Here is a 15,777-nt window from a genome sequence, read left to right as displayed (position 1 = left end):
CATGTTGACCATCCCCGCCGCACGGCCCGGCCCGTACACCTTCGACCTCTCGACCACGGCGCTGCTCGTCATCGACATGCAGCGCGACTTCCTGGAACCCGGCGGGTTCGGTGCGAGCCTGGGCAACGACGTCGGCCAGTTGCGCCGCACCATCCCGCCACTCGCGGCGCTGCTGGCCGACGCCCGCACCGTCGGCATGACCATCGTGCACACCCGCGAGGGGCACCTGCCCGACCTGTCCGACTGTCCGCCGGCCAAGCTCAGCCGCGGAGCGCCCAGCATGCGGATCGGTGACCTCGGACCCAAGGGCCGGATCCTGGTCCGCGGCGAGTACGGCCACGACATCATCGACGAGCTGACACCGCTACCTGACGAGCCGGTCATCGACAAGCCCGGCAAGGGCGCCTTCTACGCCACCGAACTGGCCGGCCTACTCGCCGAGCGGGGCGTCCGCAGTCTTCTGGTCACCGGGGTCACCACCGAGGTGTGCGTGCACACGACCGTCCGGGAGGCCAACGACCGCGGGTACGAGTGCCTCGTGCTCGCCGACTGCGTCGGGTCCTACTTCCCCGAGTTCCAGCGGGTCGGGCTCGACATGATCGCCGCCCAGGGCGGGATCTTCGGGTGGGTCGCCGACTCGGCGCAGGTCCGCGCCGCGCTGCCCACCACCACCGTGTTGCAACCCTCTTCCTGACCGGGAGCAGCCATGGTCTCGACCAAGCCCACCGTCGCCCCGCTCCCGTACTGGGTGCGCGGCGACACCAACGCGTTCTTCGGCTTCGGCGTCAACGTCCTGGTCAACGTGCTCACCCTGACCGGGCTCTGCCTCGCCGTGGTGAACCTTCCCGAGGGGGAGGTGTTCGGCACCATCCTGCCGGCGCTGGGCATCGCCCTGGTCGCCGGCAACATCTACTACACCTGGCTGGCCCGCCGGCTGGCGCGACGGGAGAACCGCACCGACGTGACGGCCCTGCCGTACGGGCCGAGCGTGCCGCACATGTTCATCGTCATCTTCGTCATCATGCTGCCGATCTACCTGCGCACCCAGGACCCCGTGCGGGCCTGGGAGGCCGGGCTGGCGTGGGCCTTCATCATCGGCGTGATCGTGCTGATCGGCGCGTTCGTCGGGCCGTACATCCGCCGGTACGCGCCCCGGGCCGCGCTGCTCGGCACCCTCGCGGGAATCTCGATCACGTTCATCTCGATGAATCCGGCCGGGCAGATGTGGCGGATGGCCTGGGTGGCCCTACCGGTCTTCGCGTTGCTGCTGATCGGCCTGCTCACCGACGTGAAGCTGCCGTTCAACTTCCCGATCGGCCTCGCCGCGCTGCTGCTCGGCACCGCGATCGGCTGGGCCGGAGGGGCGATGTCGGTGCCGGACGTCACGGCCGCGGCCCGGGACATCGCGATCGCCGTACCGTCGTTCAAGCTGGACCTGCTCCTCACCGGGCTGGCCGACATGGCGCCGCTGCTGGCGACGGCGATCCCGCTCGGCGTCTACAACTTCACCGAGGGCATGACGAACGTGGAGAGCGCCGCCACCGCGGGGGACAACTACAACCTGCGCAGTGTGCTGCTGGCCGACGGCGCGGGCGCGGTGATCGGGGCCGCGCTCGGCTCGCCCTTCCCGCCGGCCGTCTACGTCGGGCACCCGGGTTGGAAGGCGGCCGGTGGTCGCAGCGGTTACTCGATGGCGACCGGGGTGGTGATCGCCGTGCTGTGCTTCCTCGGCATGTTCGGGCTGCTCGGCGCGATCTTCCCGACGGCGGCCATCGTGCCGATCCTGCTCTACATCGGATTGCTGATCGGCGCACAGGCGTTCCAGGCGACCCCTCGGGCGCACGCCGCCGCGGTGGTCGCCGCGCTGATCCCGAACATCGCGGCCTGGGCGACCGGGCAGATCGACAACGCGTTGGCGGCGGCCGGCACCACCGCCGCGGCGGTCGGCGACGATGCGCTCAACGGCGCGGGCGTGGTCTACGACGGGCTGCTGGTGCTCGGTCAGGGCGCGATCCTCGCCGGCCTGGTGCTCGGCGCGGTGGTGGTCTTCATCATCGACAAGCGGTTCGTCCGGGCCGCGATCTTCGCCGGCACCGGCGCTGCGCTGTCGTTCATCGGGCTGATCCACGGCGAGCGCGTCGAATGGAACGCCAACGGCCAGGTGGCACTCGGCTACCTCTTCGTCGCGGTGATCTGCGTGATCTTCGCGCTGGGTCGCCCCACTCCCCGCGAGCCCGACCCGGAGGAGGCCGCACTGGACCGGGAGCACGGTCCGGCTGACCTCGACGCCGATCGGGCCGACGGCGAGCGGCGGACGTCGGCACTGAGCGGCTGAGCCGGCGGGCCCGGTCGGGGCGGCAAGCCACCGACCGGGCCGGCCAGTTCCCGACCACCGGATCGAAGGGACGTACCGCATGGAGATCGACCGGACGGACGTGGTCGCCGAGGTGACGGCGGCCTTCGCCGCCTACGAGCGGGCGCTGGCCGACGGCGACGCCGAGGAGATCTGCGGGTACTTCTGGGACTCCGAACAGACCGTGCGTTTCGGCCTCGCCGACCATCAGTACGGGTTGGACGAGCAGCGCAAGTGGCGGGCCGCGCAGCCACCACTGCCGGCCGGCCGCCGGCTGGTCGATCCGGTGGTCACCACGTTCGGCCCGGACCTGGCGGTCGTGACGACCCGATTCGGGTACGCCGGCACCGCCGCCACCGGGCGGCAGACCCAGACCTGGGTACGCCTGCCCGTCGGCTGGCGGATCGTCACCGCGCACGTCTCCGTCTCGGTGGGCTAGCTTCGTGGCCGACGCAGCGTGCTGCCGGGCGCCACTCGCGATCAGGGATCGAGGAGTGCGACCCGGCCGGTGCTCCCGTCCACCCGCACGGGCGCGCCGTCGGGCAGGGCAGTCGTCGCGTCCGCGACCGCCAGGACGGCCGGGAGGCCCTGCTCGCGGGCGACGATCGCGGCATGCGAGAGGAGACCGCCGATCTCGGTGACGACCGCGGCGACCATCCCGAACAGCGGGGTCCACGCCGGATCCGTGGTACGGCACACGAGGACGTCACCGGGCCGGACCCGAGCGAAGTCGGCGGGGCCACGCACGACGCGCACCGGCCCGGTGGCGCGGCCGGGGCTGCCGGGCGTACCGGTGCGGGCCTGACCGCCCTCGCCGCCGACCGTTGGCGCGGGAGGGAGGGCGCTGGTGACCGGGCGCGACTGGAGGATCCAGATCCGGGAGCCGGCGATCGCCCACTCGACATCCTGCGGGCCACCCAGCAGGTCGGCTGCCCGCCGGCCGAGCTGCCCAAGCCGGGTGAGCTGGTCGTCGGTGAGGCAGAAGCGCTCCCGGTCGGCCGGTGCCACCTCGCGGGTGACCGTGCGGTCGACCCGGGTCTCCTTCGTGCCGAGCGACCGGTGGGTGATGTCGCCGCCGGAGAGCGTCCACGAGTCCGGGGTGACGTGGCCGCTGACCACGCTTTCCCCCAACCCCCAGGACGCCTCGATCCGGATGTCGTCGCCGGTGAACATCACCCCGGCGACGTCCGCGTCCACCAGGCGCTGCACCAGCACGGCGATCGACGGCGACGGTCTGTCGCCCTGCCGACGCCGATATTCCACGGCACGCTCGGACCACAGCGACAACCAGCATCCGCGGACGGCGTCCGCCACCTGTTCGGGGCCGCGCACGCCCAGGAAGGTGTCGTGCTGCCCCGCCGCGGTGGCGTGGGCGGTGTCCTCGCTCGTCGCCGACGACCGCACGGCAAGGTAGCCGTCCCCGATCCGCGGCAGCGCCTGAGCGATCTCGTCGATCAGCTCCGCCGGGAGACCGTCGTCGGTCTCCCGGTAGGCGGTGGTCGGCACCACGAACCCGGGTGGGACCGGCATGCCCGCGCGGAGAAGCCGGGCGAGCGCGGCGGCCTTGCCGCCGGACGTCGCCGGTTCGGCGTCGCTCAGGTCGATCAGCAACAGACCCCCTTTCAACTGCTGGGCGAGCCTACCCGGACCCGAAGCGCCACGTTGACGTCCGATGCGGGAGTCGGAATGCTGATCACCATGACGCATGCCTCAGCACCGGACCTGTCGGTTCTGCACGCCGTGCGGGTCGCCGGGGTGGCCAACGACGCGGCCGTCTCCGGCCGCACCGGCGTCGACCTGGAGACGGCCGCCGAGCTGCTGTTGGACTTCGAGGCGTACGGGTGGGTGACCCACGTCGAGTTCGGTGGCACCGGCGGGTGGACGCTCACCGAGCGCGGCCGCGAGCAGGACTCCCGGAAGCTTGGCGAGGAGCTGGACCAGGCGGGCGCGCGAGCCACCGTCGAGCAGGCCCACAAGGAGTTCGAGACCCTCAACGGGCGACTGGTCCGGGCCTGCACCGACTGGCAGCTGCGGCCGGTCGAGGGTGACCGGTTGACGTCCAACGACCACACCGACCCGCAGTGGGACGGCCGGGTGCTGGACGAGCTCACCGCGATCGGCGTGGAGCTGACCCGGCTGATCGGCGCGCTCGTCAGCGTGCTGAGGCGGTTCGACGGTTACGCCGACCGGTTCGACGCGGCGCTCACCCGGGCTCGCGCCGGGGACGGGCGGTGGGTGACCGGGGTGGGGGTCGCATCGTGCCACGCCGTGTGGATGGAGCTGCACGAGGACCTCCTGTCGACACTCGGGATCGCCCGCGACGCCGCACCGGAAAGCCGATAGGTTCCCGCCGTGGCTGTCCGATACCTCTACCTGGCCCGACACGGTGCGGCGGACGCCTTCGGCCAGCTCACCGACGTGGGACACCGGCAGGCAGACCTGCTCGGTCGGCGTCTCGCCGGCCTGCCGATCGACGCGGTGTGGCACTCGATGCTGCCGCGTGCCGCCGCGAGCGCGCGGGAGATCGCCAAGCACCTGCCGGACGTGCCGGTCGCCGAGGCGGCCGAACTCGTCGACCACGTGCCGTACGTGCCGAACGCGGACGAGATGCCCCGCTCCTGGGCCGGCTTCTTCGACGGCTACGACGAGGCCGAGGCGGCAGCCGGCACACGCATCGCGGAGGCCCTGGTGGCGAGGTTCACCACGGCCCCGGAGCGCACCGAGCCGGACTCGCACGAGGTGCTCATCACGCACGCGTACCCGATCGCGTGGCTGGTGCGGCACGCGCTGGCGGCCCCGCCCACCCGGTGGCTCGGCCTGGACAGCGCGAACACCGGCCTCACCGTGCTCGAATACCGGGCCGGCCTGTCGCCCACGCTCGTCATGTTCAACGACCAGAGCCACCTGTCGGGTGAGCTGCGCTGGACGGGGTTCCGCTCGGCCGCACGCCCGTGAGGGGCCGGGTCAGGTGGTCTTGATGTCGGCCGCGCCGAAGGAGACCGAGAATCGCTTGCACCAGATGGAGACACTCCGGAAGTCACGGGGGTCCACCGAGGTCGGTAGGTCGTACACCTGGTTGCCCTTGTTGCCCTTGAGTCGTGCCAGCTCGACCCATTCGCCGTCGTCGAACACGTGCCAGCCGGCCGTGCCCCGGATGACCGGTTGGTCGGTCAGCCACACCCGCAGATCCGGCCCGTTCGACGTCTTGAGGTCGCGCAGGACGAGCTGGTGGCGTCCGTTGGCGAGCCGGTGGATCTCGGCACTGCCGGTCGTCTGGTGCTCGTGGGTGACGAACGTCCCGGCGGCCAGGATCTCGTTAGCCGCCGGTGTGGCCTTCGACGCGGGGGCCGGGGTCGCGGGGGCCAGGGTCGTGCGGGGCGGGGTCGTGGGGGCCGGGGTCGTGGAGGTCGGCGCGGGGACGGTCGACGTCGTCCCCGCGCCTGGGAGCGCCTCGTCGACGTAGGTGTCGGTGAACAGCTTCCACGGCTGAAACCAGGAGAGGGCCAGGGCCGTCACGACGACGGCGGAGACGAGGGCGGCCCAGGCCACCGGCGACCGGAAGATCGGCTTTCCCATCACCGCAGCGTACGGCCGCGGCAACCGTCGAACCGGTCGCGAACCCTTGCGGAACCCTTACGAATCGGCAGCTGTCGACAACCCCGCCCCGATTGTCAGGGGAGCGTGATGCCGGTGTCCGTGCCGGACAGGGCCTCTGCGCACGGGCAGCCCGCCTGGTCCGCCGGCAACGTCTGGATCGCGTCGCCGAGCAGGACGCGCAGGCGTTCGACGTTTCGCGCGAAGACCGTGAACACCTCCTGTTGGGTGACGCCGTGCCCGACCTCGACGCCGGAGTCGAGGTCGGTCACCAGCGACAGCGCGGTGTAACACAGGGCCAGTTCGCGGGCCAGCACCGCTTCGGGGTGACCGGTCATGCCGACGACCGACCAGCCCTGCTGGCCGTACCACTGTGATTCGGCGCGGGTGGAGAAGCGCGGCCCTTCGATGACGACAATGGTGCCGCCGTCGACCGGCTGCCAATCAGCGTTGCGGGCGGCGTCGAGGACGATGGCGCGCCCCACCGGACAGTAGGGGTCGGCGAACGGCACGTGGACGACCCCGGGAAGTTGCCCGTCCGCGCGGGGCCGCCCGTCGTAGTAGGTCTGCTCGCGGCCGGCGGTCCGGTCGACCAGTTGGTCCGGCACGACGAGGGTGCCGGGACCCAGATCCGGTCGCAGACCGCCCACGGCCCCCGGTGCGAGCACCTGCCGGACGCCCGCTGCCCGCAGCGCCCACAGGTTGGCCCGGTAGTTGATGAGTTGCGGGGGGAGGGTGTGCCGACGTCCGTGGCGGGGCAGGAACACCACGGGTCGCCCGGCGACGCTCCCGACGGACAGCGAGTCGCTCGGCGGTCCGTACGGTGTGTCGACCGTGACCTCGCTGACGTCGTCGAGGAACTCGTAGAAACCCGATCCGCCGATCACGCCGATCGGCGGGCGGGCGTTGCCTTCTGACATGTGCACGTCTCCTCGGAGGCGGGTGGGGGACTCAGGAACGGTTGGCGCCGCGCCGGCCGACGATCGTGGTGACGACCAGCACGAGCACGATGACGCCCCAGACGACGGCCAGCCCGGCCACGAGCCCCAGTGGGTAGTCACGGTCCGGCAGGCCGGGGTTCGGAGGCGCCGAGGGCGGTCGCCACAGCAGGGGCACCGCGATCAGCAGCAACGTGGCGCTGGCCAGCAGGCCCGCGCCGATCCAGGCCCGGCGGAACCGGTCGGTCACCAGTCGGCCCAGGGCCAGCCCGACAAGTCCGACGAGCGGTGCCACCAGGATGTCGTGCAGCAGCGGACCGCCGAGCAGCCACGGCAGGGTGGTGGCGAGCTGGGGGAGGAGCAGCCAACCGCCGTACGCCGCCGCGGCGGTGCCGAGCACGAGCAGAAGCAGTCGGACGGTTCTCACCGCAGCACCTCCAGCCGGGCCACCCACTTGGTCTGGAGCACACCCGGTCGGCTCGGCGCGATGAGGCGGCAGGGGTACCCGTGGTCAGGGGACAGGTCCTCGCCGTTGATCCGCAGTGCGAGCAGGGTCAGCGGGTCACTGGCGTGGGCCGCGGGGAGGGTGCTCGCGGCGTACAGGCCGTCGGTCTCCAGGGAGGTGACGCGAACCGGTCGGCCGGTGGGTGCGCCGGCCCGGCGGAGCAGGTGGACGACGGGCACACCGGTCCAGTGGGCGGAGGCGCTCCAGCCCTCGACGCAGGCGATCGGCAGTTCGGCCGTGCGCTGCGGCAGGGCCGCCAGGTCGGCCAGGGACAGGGCGTACCGCCCGCCCGGCCAGACGATCTCCAGCCGCCAGTCGGGTGGAACGGCGATGCGCGCGGCGGCGGCCGTCCGGTTGATCGGCACGCCCTGCGGTCCGGACGCGGACCGCCACGCTAGCGGGGACACCCGACGCAACCACGGGACGGTGACGCCGGCGGTGGCCAGCACGGCGATTCCGGCGACACCCGCCGAGGTACGCAGGAACGCGCGACGTCCGGACGAGTCCCGATCGTCTCGCCCACCGGCGCTGGGCCGCAGCGGCGTGCCCAGTGCCGCGCGGGCGATCGGGAGCTTCACCGCGACGTGCAGCAGCAACGCGCCCACCACCAGCCAGGCGACCGCGTAGTGCGCGGTCGGGAAGAAGAACCCCCAGGGGTACGACTGGGCGACGTTGAACAGGCCGGTGACCAGTTCGAAGAACGCCGCGCAGACCAGGACGAGGACGGAGATCCGTTCGAGGGCGTGGGCGGACAACCGGATCGGCTGGCGCAGGGGCGGCCGGACGAACAGCCGCGGGTAGACGCTCCACAGTTTGGCCAGCAGCAACGGGATCGCCGCGATGCCGGAGAGCACGTGGACGCCCTGGGTGATCCGGTAGAGGTTGACCGGTCGGGTCGGCCAGGTGAACCAACCGGGCGGGTGCTGGAGGTAGTGGCTGAGCAGCCCGGTGCCGAAACACAGCCCGAACGCCACCCCGAGCCAGAGGCCGAGCCGGGCGGCGACCAGCGGTGAGTGCGACGGCGCGGTGAAGTCCTCGGGGGTGGGGACGCGCGGCTGGCGGATCATTGGCGGACCAACTCGGCGAACCAGCGTGTGCCGAACCGGAGACGGTCCGCGACCCGTAGGCCGGCAGCGGCGGCGGTACCGGCCAGCACGTCCGCACCGACCCGCGCCCAGGGAAACGTCGGCCCCTGACGTACCCCGTCGCCGGACGCCCCGGACAGCACGAACGCCTGTCCCTGCCACAGCCCGGCTCCCGGGGGCTCCACCTCGACCAGCAGCGTCCCGTCGGCCGCGAGCAGGGCCGCGCACCGACGCAGCAGCCGGACCGGGTCACCGCCGATGCCGATGTTGCCGTCGACGAGCAGGGCGTGAGCCCACCGCCCCTCGCCGGGCAGGGGGTCGAAGACGTCGCGTCGCAGGGCGACCACACCCCGGCCCTGGGTCAGCCGTACCGCCTCGGCGGAGATGTCCACCCCCAGGGCGACGAGACCGCGCTGGGCGAGCGCCCTGGTCAGTCGGCCGGGGCCGCAGCCGAGGTCGATCGTCGGCCCGTCGCAGCGCGCGGCGAGCGACTCGATCGCCGGTTCGGGAGGACCGTGCCAGCGCCGAACCGGCAACAGGTCGCGTCGTCCGTCGGTGTGCACCAGCCAGTGCTCGGACGGGGCCGGAGGCATCGGGGCGACCGGCGTACCGCGGGCATCCTGGTCGGCGGACCACCCGCCGAGCCCGCCCAGCGCCACGGCGAAACCGTCGAGGATCATCGTCGAACTCACCGGAGGCGTCCGTTCACCAGGTGGCCGCCCACCGACTCGACGGCAGCCGCGAACCGCGTGCCGGGCAGGTCGGCCGCGACCGCCAGCGCGCTGGGCCAGTCGTCGACATCCTGTTGCCCGGGCAGGATCGCCGGGCGTACGCCGTGCTCCCGGAGAGCGGCGAGGGTACGGCGACCGGTGTCGTCGGTGGACATGGGCACGTCGCGCAACACGCCCGCGTACGCCGGGTCGCGTAACCCGAGTGCCCACCAGCCCCCGTCGAGCGCCGGCCCGAACACGGCTCCGTGCGCGGCGAGCAATTCCAGGGCGGTGGTGAGCAGGGCCGGCCGGACCTGCGGGGTGTCCATGCCGATCTGTAGCACCGGTCGGCCGGGGAAGGCCACGGCGGTGTCGGCGTGCGCGTTCGCGAGACGGTCGGCGAACGTGGCGCCGCGCTGTGCGACGAGGTGCCAGCCCGCCAGCGCTGCGGTCAGCTCCGCGCCGCACTCGGCATCGGCGAACCGACCGGTGTGGGCCAGCACGGGAATCGTCGCGGCGGTGGCGCGTACCGCCGCGAGGGTGTCCAACAGCGCCGCCGCCGCGACCCGGGCCGCCTGGGCGGGACTCGCCGGAGGACACAGGCGCGTCTTGGCCAGCCCCGCGACCGGTGCCTTCGCGACCAGGAGCAGGACGTTCACCGGCCACCGCCGACGCCGGCGCGCAACACTCCAGCGAAGTCCCGGCTCGCCCGTACCGTGCCCCGGACCGACCCGGAGACCTTCGACCTGGTGCCGGCGGCCCGGGGCGCGTACGCGACGTCCAGCTCGAGGATCCGCCAGCCCGCCTCGGTGGCGCGCAGCAGCAACTCCAGGGGGTAACCGAACGCGCGGTCCTCAACGCCGAGTCCCAGGAGCGCCGCGTGCCGGGCCACCCGGATCGGGCTGATGTCGTACACCGGCACGCCGCGCCGCCGCAGCAGCGCGGCCACCAGCGCGTTTCCCATCCGGGCGTGCCACGGCCAGGCCTGCGCCGAGACCGGCCGACGCCTCCCGACGGCGAGATCCGCCCGACCGTCGAGCACCGCCGCGACGAGCCTGGGCAACTCGGCCGGGTCGAACGAGCCGTCCGCGTCGAGGACGCAGACCAGCTCCGCGTCCGCCGCCAGCAGGCCGGTGTGCACCGCCGCGCCGTACCCGCGTCTCGGCTCGTGGACGACACGCGCCCCGTACTCGGCCGCGACGGCAGGCGAACCGTCGGTCGAGCCGTTGTCGACCACGATGGCCCGGTAGCCGGGTGGCAGCCCGCTCAGGACGGCAGGCAGTGCGGCCGCCTCGTCCAGGCAGGGCAGCACCACGTCGATCGTTGTGTGCATACCGGCGACGCTAGGCCCGCCACGGTCCGTCCGGACCGCCGTCGCTCCTTACGAATCGCTTACGCGGCAGGGGATCTTACGAGTCCCTGACGTCGCGCCGTCGCGCCGTCGGATCCCTGGCCGGAGGTCGTATCGTCGGCCGTCACCATGACCATGATGACCCGGCCGGGGCGACCCCGGTCCGCCGACCTGATCGTCATCGGCGCCGAGATTGCCCTGCTCGTCGTCGCCGTCACCGTCGGCGCACTGCTCAACCATCGGGGCGTGCAGCTCCACGCGGACGCCGCCCCGCTCTACGCCGCGTGGCAGCCGCATCTGGGTCCCGGCACTCCCGCCGCGCTCCTCGTCGCGGCACTGTTCGTCTGGCGGGGTACCCGCTGGGGGGCCACCGCGCGGTGGCCACTGCTGCTGGTCGTCGGCTACCTCGGCGCGGTGCTCTGGACGTTGTCGCTGGCCCTGGTGGACGGCTGGTCCGCCGGGTTGACCGAGCGGCTCACTGTGCAGGCCGAGTACCTGCACGAGGTACCCCGGGTGACGGATGTCGGTGCGATGGTGGCCGGCTACGCCGATCGGATCCTCGATTTCCAGCCCGACTCGTGGTCCACCCACGCCGCCGGTCATCCACCGGGAGCGTTGCTGTTCTTCGTCGTCCTGGAGCGGGTCGGCCTGGGCGGCGGGACCGCCGCCGGGCTCGCGTGTGTGGTGCTCGGCGCCACGGTCGCCGTGTCGGTGCCGGTGACGCTGCGGGCGCTCGGGGCCGAGGATGCCGCTCGGGCGGTGTGGCCGTTCCTGGTCCTCTTCCCGGGGGCGGTCTGGGTGGGCGCGTCCGCCGACGGGATCTTCGCGGCGGTGATCGCCGCCGGACTGGCGCTGCTGGTGGTGGGTGGCCGACCCGGGGCCGTACTCGGCGGGCTGCTGCTCGGATTCGCGCTCTACCTGTCGTACGGGTTCGTCCTGGTCGGGGTCCTCGTGGTGACCGTGGTGCTGCTGCGGGCGCGGGACCGCCTCGGCGTGCTCCTGGTCGCGGCGACGGCGGTCGCGGTCGTTGTCGCCGGGTTCAGCGTCGCCGGTTTCTGGTGGCTGGACGGCTACCACCTGGTGGCGCGTCGTTACTACCAGGGCTGGGCGGCGGAACGCCCGTACGGCTACTGGATCTGGGCGAACCTCGCCGCCCTGCTGCTCTCGGCCGGGCCGGTGCTCGGGCCGGCGCTGCGCCGGGCGGTGGCCGCCGTGTCGATCCGACCACCGCTCCGGACGGCCCTACGCCAGCGGATCGTCAGCGCCGGCCCCACCGTGTGGTTGCCCGTCGCGGCGGCGGTGGCCGTGCTCGCGGCGGACCTGTCCGGGCTCAGCAAGGCCGAGGTGGAGCGGATCTGGTTACCGTTCGCCGTCTGGCTGCTGGTCGCCACCGCGCACCTGCCCCCCGGACACCGACGGTGGTGGCTGGCGGCCCAGGCCGGCACGGCTCTCGCCGTCAACCACCTACTGTGGACGGTGTCCTGACCGACGCCGGCTCCCGCATCACCGCGGTGGTGAAGTCGGTGACGCCGGCGGCGAAGCCGACTCGGGCGGTGAAACCCAGCAGCCGGGCGGCGCGGGCCGGATCGGCCACGACGTGCCGGACGTCGGCCACCCGCCCGCCGCCGACGATGACCGGCAGGGGTCCGCCCATCGCCGAAGCCAGCTCGTGGGCCAGCTCACCGACGGTGTGCGGTTCACCCGAGCAGACGTTGACCGGGACCAGAGGCTCCGGCGCCGGTGTCGTCAGGGCCAGCAGGTTGGCCGCGGCGACGTCGGTCACGTGGACGAAGTCGCGCCGCTGCCGACCGTCCTCCAGGACCCGCGGCGGTTGCCCGGCGGCCAGCGCCGACCGGAAGATCGACGCCACCCCGGCGTACGGAGTGTCGCGGGGCATCCTCGGCCCGTAGACGTTGTGGTACCGCAGCGCCCAGACCGATCCGCCGGTCTGCCGGGCCCAGGCGCCGGCGAGGTGTTCCTGGGCCAGCTTCGTGGCGGCGTACGTGCTGTGCGGTTCCAGCGGCGCGTCCTCGGGCACGAGACCGGGGGAGAGCGTCAGGTCGCACCGGGGGCAGATCGGCTCGTACCGGCCCTCGGCCAGGTCGGCGGCACGGCGGCCGGCCGGCCGGACGATTCCGTGGACCGGGCAGTGGTAGCGGCCCTCGCCGTAGACCACCATCGAGCTGGCCAACACCAGCCGGCGTACGCCGGTGGCGTGCATCGCCGCGAGGAGGGTGGCCGTGCCGAGGTCGTTGTGGGCGGCGTAGCGGGGGGCGTCGGCCGGGTCGACGCCGTGGCCGACCATGGCCGCCTGATGGCAGACCGCGTCGACCCCGGCGAGCAGCCGGGTCAGCAGCTCATGGTCGCGCACGTCGCCGACCACGAGGTCGTGTCGCTGCGCCCAGGGCGGTGCCGTCGCACCGTGCGCCTCCGGCAGGAGCGCGTCGACGGCCACCACCTCGTGCCCCTCCTCGCCGAGCAGGTCGGCGACGTGGGAGCCGATGAACCCGGCAGCACCGGTGACAAGTATCCGCATTCCGGTCACCGTAGGACCCCGCGTACGCCCGTACCGGCCGGCTCGCGCAGCCGTAAGAACCTCGTTAGGTTTCGCCGGTGCGGTCGGCGCCCACCGCCTGGCTACGCTGGGCGGATGGACAGGTCGACGGGCCGGAGCGGGGGACGTTCGTGACACAGCGGGTGCTGGTGGTCGACGACGACCAGACCGTCAGTGACGTCATCTGTCGGTACCTCGAACACGACGGATTCCAGGTCAGCCACGCCGCGGACGGGGCAGCGGCGCTGGCGGCGGTGGCGCGCCAGGTGCCGCACCTGGTCGTGCTCGACCTGATGCTGCCCCGGATCAACGGCCTACAGGTGTGCCGGGAGCTGCGCGCCCGGCCGGACGGCATCCCGATCATCATGCTGACCGCGCGGGGTGACGAGTCCGACCGGATCCTCGGGCTGCAACTCGGCGCGGACGACTACCTGACCAAGCCCTTCTCCCCCCGGGAACTGGTGCTCCGGGTCCGGTCGGTGCTCCGGCGCGCCGCGAGCGGGCCGCCACCCGAGCGGCCGGAGGCGCTCCTCGACGGCAGCCTGGTGGTGCAGACCACCTCCCGGACCGCCCGCCTCGCCGATGCCGACCTGGTGCTGACGTTGCGCGAATTCGACCTGCTCGTCCACCTCATGCGGCACCCGTCCCGGGTGTTCAGCCGGGCCGAACTCCTGGAGCAGGTCTGGGGCTGGAACTTCGGGGACCACTCCACCGTGACCGTGCACGTACGCCGGCTGCGCGAGAAGATCGAGGACAACCCGGCCGATCCCCGGCGGATCGTGACCGTCTGGGGCGTCGGCTACCGGTACGAGCCAGCCGATGCGTGACCTACTGCTGATCTTCGCGATCGCCCTCGGCGCGGCACTGGGCATCGGGCTCGCCGGCGCGCTGCTGCTGCGCGCGCTTCGGCGCAGCTCGATCACCGTGCACCTCAGCGTGCTGCTCGCCACCACGGTGGTCGCCGTCGCCGTGGGGGTGCTGGCGGTCGCGGAGGCGATGTTCCTCTCCGCACACGACCTCGAGGTGGTGCTGATCACCGTCTCGGCGGCAGGGGTGGTCAGCCTCGCCGTCGGCGGGCACTTCGGCCGTCGACTGGCCCGCGCGGCGGTCTGGCGCGACCAGGCGCGGGAACGGGAACGGCACCTGGAGAAGGGGCGACGCGACCTGGTCGCCTGGGTCTCCCATGACCTGCGTACCCCGCTCGCCGGGCTGCGGGCCATGGCGGAGGCGCTGGAGGACCGGGTGGTCCGCGATCCGGACACCGTCGACGAGTACCACCGCCGGATCCGCCTGGAGACCGACCGGATGACCCGACTCGTCGACGACCTGTTCGAGTTGTCCCGGATCAACGCCGGAGCGCTGCGGTTGTCGCTGACCGCGGTGCCGCTCGGCGAGGTGGTGTCGGACGCGCTGGCCAGCACCACCCCGTTGGCCGACGCCCGCCGGATCAAGCTGATCGCCAGCGAGTCGGGCTGGCCGACGGTGGCCGCGAGCGAGCCGGAGCTGGCCCGGGTCGTCGCCAACCTGCTGCTCAACGCGGTCCGCTACACCCCGGAGGACGGCACCGTACGCATCGAGGCCGGCCACGACGAGGACCACGCCTGGCTGTCGGTCGCCGACACCTGCGGCGGCATCCCCCCGGCCGACCTTCCCCGACTGTTCGACATCGCGTTCCGTGGCGAGCCGGCCCGCACGCCCGGCCCCGGCGACGGTGGGGCGTCCGGAGGGCTCGGCCTGGCCATCGTCCACGGCCTGGTGGAGGCGCACGGCGGTCGGGTGGAGGTGCGCAACACCCCGGAGGGCTGCCAGTTCATGGTTCGCCTGGCCACCGCCTGACGTGGTTTGCTACTCGTACTGCTGCCCACATCGGGCCAGCTCTGCCAGATCGTCCCAGCCGAGGAAATCGATGGCCTGATCGCCTGGCTCCCGTTCGTCCACGAACTCCGGGTGTGGGCCAGGAAGCGGCTGTCGTATGCCGTCGTCCTCGCTCCAGCCGCCCAGCGCCCCGGCCATCCCGCATTCCAGGTAACCCTTCGGATCGAAGTTGTACCAGGTGGTGCTCAGGGCTCGTACACATCCGGCGGGACGGGGCGCGTAGATGCCGAAGTAGGCGTACTTGTCGAGGGGACCTTGGTCGGCGAAGTCGGCCAGGTCCGCGATCTGCGACAGGACGATGGCTTCCCAGTGGGCATACGTGGTCGGCTCGTGTGTGTAGCGGAACTCGGCGGATCGCCAGGAGGCCTGCAACGGCGCCGGCTCGACCATGCCGGCCGCCGTGACCATCGCGGCAACCGTGTCCAGGTCCAGCCGGACCTGACCTGACAGCGGCCGGGCAACCTGCCACCAGCCGCGCAGGAACCTGTCCAAACTGTGTCCGGCGGCGTTCATCCCCTCGCCTTCTCGGACAAGGCGTCGGTAGAGGTCGCGGTTCGTGCGGCAGACCGGCTCGGGCGGCCCGTGGAGCCAGTAGGTCTGCTTGTGCACCACCCCAGATTCCAACGCCAGGGCGTTGGCCAGCGCCTCAACCCGATCAGCGAAAGCGCTTATCTGGACCCGGTTACCGTTGTCATCCTGCCGCCACAGCTCCCACACCGCCATCGCAGCACCGTAGCCGTCCGTGCTCACCGCCGATGAACGGGCGGTACCTAGGATGGGCCGATGAACCCGCCTGGTGACCTCATAGGGCG

Annotated in this window: 18 protein-coding genes; 8 read left to right on the top strand and 10 right to left on the bottom strand. The window is 72.6% G+C overall.

Translation table 11 applies throughout. The features are described 5' to 3' along the window. The first annotated feature begins 1 nt into the window (after window position 1). The 3 genes from AB0C01_RS13320 to AB0C01_RS13310 all read left to right on the top strand — a co-directional run bounded on the left by AB0C01_RS13320 (window position 2) and on the right by AB0C01_RS13310 (window position 2,792). Complete coding sequence (locus AB0C01_RS13320) at window positions 2-694, top strand: cysteine hydrolase (protein ID WP_357571212.1); 693 nt, start codon at window positions 2-4, stop codon at window positions 692-694. Between the two features lie 12 nt (window positions 695-706). Then, window positions 707-2,335, top strand: a complete 1,629-nt coding sequence (locus tag AB0C01_RS13315; protein WP_357571211.1) for a regulator — start codon at window positions 707-709, stop codon at window positions 2,333-2,335. A gap of 79 nt (window positions 2,336-2,414) precedes the next feature. Next, the gene (locus tag AB0C01_RS13310; protein WP_357255204.1) at window positions 2,415-2,792 is read left to right on the top strand and encodes an AtzH-like domain-containing protein; all 378 of its coding nucleotides are present in this window, start codon (window positions 2,415-2,417) and stop codon (window positions 2,790-2,792) included. Between the two features lie 41 nt (window positions 2,793-2,833). Here the strand turns inward: AB0C01_RS13310 and AB0C01_RS13305 are convergent, their stop codons facing one another. Next, entirely contained in the window at window positions 2,834-3,964 is a 1,131-nt protein-coding gene (locus AB0C01_RS13305; protein ID WP_357571210.1) for a PEP/pyruvate-binding domain-containing protein, read from the bottom strand. 87 nt (window positions 3,965-4,051) lie between these two features. Here AB0C01_RS13305 and AB0C01_RS13300 point away from each other — a divergent pair, with 87 nt between their 5' ends. Both AB0C01_RS13300 and AB0C01_RS13295 read left to right on the top strand, forming a co-directional pair. Continuing rightward, window positions 4,052-4,696: a transcriptional regulator gene (locus AB0C01_RS13300; protein WP_357255198.1), complete on the top strand. Its 645-nt coding sequence runs from the start codon at window positions 4,052-4,054 to the stop codon at window positions 4,694-4,696. Between the two features lie 9 nt (window positions 4,697-4,705). Beyond that, a complete protein-coding gene (locus tag AB0C01_RS13295) occupies window positions 4,706-5,308 on the top strand; it encodes a histidine phosphatase family protein (RefSeq protein WP_357255197.1) in 603 nt (200 codons plus the stop codon). 9 nt (window positions 5,309-5,317) lie between these two features. Here the strand turns inward: AB0C01_RS13295 and AB0C01_RS13290 are convergent, their stop codons facing one another. The 7 genes from AB0C01_RS13290 to AB0C01_RS13260 form a co-directional block, all read right to left on the bottom strand. After that, window positions 5,318-5,929, bottom strand: a complete 612-nt coding sequence (locus AB0C01_RS13290; RefSeq protein ID WP_357571209.1) for a DM13 domain-containing protein — start codon at window positions 5,927-5,929, stop codon at window positions 5,318-5,320. Between the two features lie 95 nt (window positions 5,930-6,024). Continuing rightward, window positions 6,025-6,867 carry an S-methyl-5'-thioadenosine phosphorylase gene (locus AB0C01_RS13285; protein ID WP_357571208.1) on the bottom strand — a complete coding sequence of 281 codons (843 nt, stop codon included), beginning with the start codon at window positions 6,865-6,867 and terminating at the stop codon, window positions 6,025-6,027. A 31-nt stretch (window positions 6,868-6,898) separates the two neighbouring features. Next, the gene (locus AB0C01_RS13280; RefSeq protein ID WP_357571207.1) at window positions 6,899-7,312 is read right to left on the bottom strand and encodes a hypothetical protein; all 414 of its coding nucleotides are present in this window, start codon (window positions 7,310-7,312) and stop codon (window positions 6,899-6,901) included. Then, the gene (locus AB0C01_RS13275; protein ID WP_357571206.1) at window positions 7,309-8,457 is read right to left on the bottom strand and encodes a molybdopterin-dependent oxidoreductase; all 1,149 of its coding nucleotides are present in this window, start codon (window positions 8,455-8,457) and stop codon (window positions 7,309-7,311) included. The genes AB0C01_RS13280 and AB0C01_RS13275 overlap by 4 nt, the downstream gene beginning before the upstream one ends. Continuing rightward, a complete protein-coding gene (locus AB0C01_RS13270; RefSeq protein ID WP_357255314.1) occupies window positions 8,454-9,068 on the bottom strand; it encodes a methyltransferase domain-containing protein in 615 nt (204 codons plus the stop codon). Before AB0C01_RS13270 ends, AB0C01_RS13275 begins: the two co-directional genes overlap by 4 nt. A 95-nt stretch (window positions 9,069-9,163) precedes the next feature. Next, window positions 9,164-9,844, bottom strand: coding sequence for a DUF2064 domain-containing protein (locus AB0C01_RS13265; protein ID WP_357571205.1), 681 nt, complete (start codon window positions 9,842-9,844; stop codon window positions 9,164-9,166). After that, window positions 9,841-10,518: a glycosyltransferase family 2 protein gene (locus AB0C01_RS13260; RefSeq protein WP_357255181.1), complete on the bottom strand. Its 678-nt coding sequence runs from the start codon at window positions 10,516-10,518 to the stop codon at window positions 9,841-9,843. Before AB0C01_RS13260 ends, AB0C01_RS13265 begins: the two co-directional genes overlap by 4 nt. Window positions 10,519-10,665: 147 nt before the next feature. On the opposite strand from AB0C01_RS13260, the gene AB0C01_RS13255 reads away from it, so the two are divergent. Beyond that, the gene (locus AB0C01_RS13255) at window positions 10,666-12,021 is read left to right on the top strand and encodes a hypothetical protein (RefSeq protein ID WP_357571204.1); all 1,356 of its coding nucleotides are present in this window, start codon (window positions 10,666-10,668) and stop codon (window positions 12,019-12,021) included. Here AB0C01_RS13255 and AB0C01_RS13250 read toward each other — a convergent pair. Then, on the bottom strand, window positions 11,993-13,072 hold the full coding sequence (locus AB0C01_RS13250; RefSeq protein ID WP_357255176.1) for an NAD-dependent epimerase/dehydratase family protein: 1,080 nt from the start codon (window positions 13,070-13,072) through the stop codon (window positions 11,993-11,995). The genes AB0C01_RS13255 and AB0C01_RS13250 overlap by 29 nt on opposite strands. Before the next feature lie 149 nt (window positions 13,073-13,221). Between AB0C01_RS13250 and AB0C01_RS13245 the strand changes: the two genes are divergently transcribed. Both AB0C01_RS13245 and AB0C01_RS13240 read left to right on the top strand, forming a co-directional pair. Further along, on the top strand, window positions 13,222-13,917 hold the full coding sequence (locus AB0C01_RS13245) for a response regulator transcription factor (RefSeq protein WP_357255311.1): 696 nt from the start codon (window positions 13,222-13,224) through the stop codon (window positions 13,915-13,917). Beyond that, window positions 13,910-14,926, top strand: a complete 1,017-nt coding sequence (locus tag AB0C01_RS13240) for an ATP-binding protein (RefSeq protein ID WP_357255173.1) — start codon at window positions 13,910-13,912, stop codon at window positions 14,924-14,926. Before AB0C01_RS13245 ends, AB0C01_RS13240 begins: the two co-directional genes overlap by 8 nt. A gap of 9 nt (window positions 14,927-14,935) precedes the next feature. On the opposite strand, the gene AB0C01_RS13235 is transcribed toward AB0C01_RS13240, so the two are convergent. Beyond that, window positions 14,936-15,688: a hypothetical protein gene (locus tag AB0C01_RS13235; protein ID WP_357571203.1), complete on the bottom strand. Its 753-nt coding sequence runs from the start codon at window positions 15,686-15,688 to the stop codon at window positions 14,936-14,938. Window positions 15,689-15,777: the final 89 nt, after the last annotated feature.

Source organism: Micromonospora sp. NPDC048905 (assembly GCF_040649655.1).
Classification (GTDB): domain Bacteria; phylum Actinomycetota; class Actinomycetes; order Mycobacteriales; family Micromonosporaceae; genus Micromonospora.
Note: the sequence above shows the minus strand (reverse complement) of the source record. Positions and strands in the feature narration are given on the sequence as shown.

Coding starts and splice junctions, on each gene's coding strand:
- AB0C01_RS13320 (WP_357571212.1), top strand. CDS start 2: ATGTTGACCATCCCCGCCGCACGGCCCGGCCCGTACACCTTCGACCTC.
- AB0C01_RS13315 (WP_357571211.1), top strand. CDS start 707: ATGGTCTCGACCAAGCCCACCGTCGCCCCGCTCCCGTACTGGGTGCGC.
- AB0C01_RS13310 (WP_357255204.1), top strand. CDS start 2,415: ATGGAGATCGACCGGACGGACGTGGTCGCCGAGGTGACGGCGGCCTTC.
- AB0C01_RS13300 (WP_357255198.1), top strand. CDS start 4,052: ATGACGCATGCCTCAGCACCGGACCTGTCGGTTCTGCACGCCGTGCGG.
- AB0C01_RS13290 (WP_357571209.1), bottom strand. CDS start 5,929: ATGGGAAAGCCGATCTTCCGGTCGCCGGTGGCCTGGGCCGCCCTCGTC.
- AB0C01_RS13285 (WP_357571208.1), bottom strand. CDS start 6,867: ATGTCAGAAGGCAACGCCCGCCCGCCGATCGGCGTGATCGGCGGATCG.
- AB0C01_RS13275 (WP_357571206.1), bottom strand. CDS start 8,457: ATGATCCGCCAGCCGCGCGTCCCCACCCCCGAGGACTTCACCGCGCCG.
- AB0C01_RS13270 (WP_357255314.1), bottom strand. CDS start 9,068: ATGCCTCCGGCCCCGTCCGAGCACTGGCTGGTGCACACCGACGGACGA.
- AB0C01_RS13260 (WP_357255181.1), bottom strand. CDS start 10,518: ATGCACACAACGATCGACGTGGTGCTGCCCTGCCTGGACGAGGCGGCC.
- AB0C01_RS13255 (WP_357571204.1), top strand. CDS start 10,666: ATGACCATGATGACCCGGCCGGGGCGACCCCGGTCCGCCGACCTGATC.
- AB0C01_RS13250 (WP_357255176.1), bottom strand. CDS start 13,072: ATGCGGATACTTGTCACCGGTGCTGCCGGGTTCATCGGCTCCCACGTC.
- AB0C01_RS13240 (WP_357255173.1), top strand. CDS start 13,910: ATGCGTGACCTACTGCTGATCTTCGCGATCGCCCTCGGCGCGGCACTG.
- AB0C01_RS13235 (WP_357571203.1), bottom strand. CDS start 15,688: ATGGCGGTGTGGGAGCTGTGGCGGCAGGATGACAACGGTAACCGGGTC.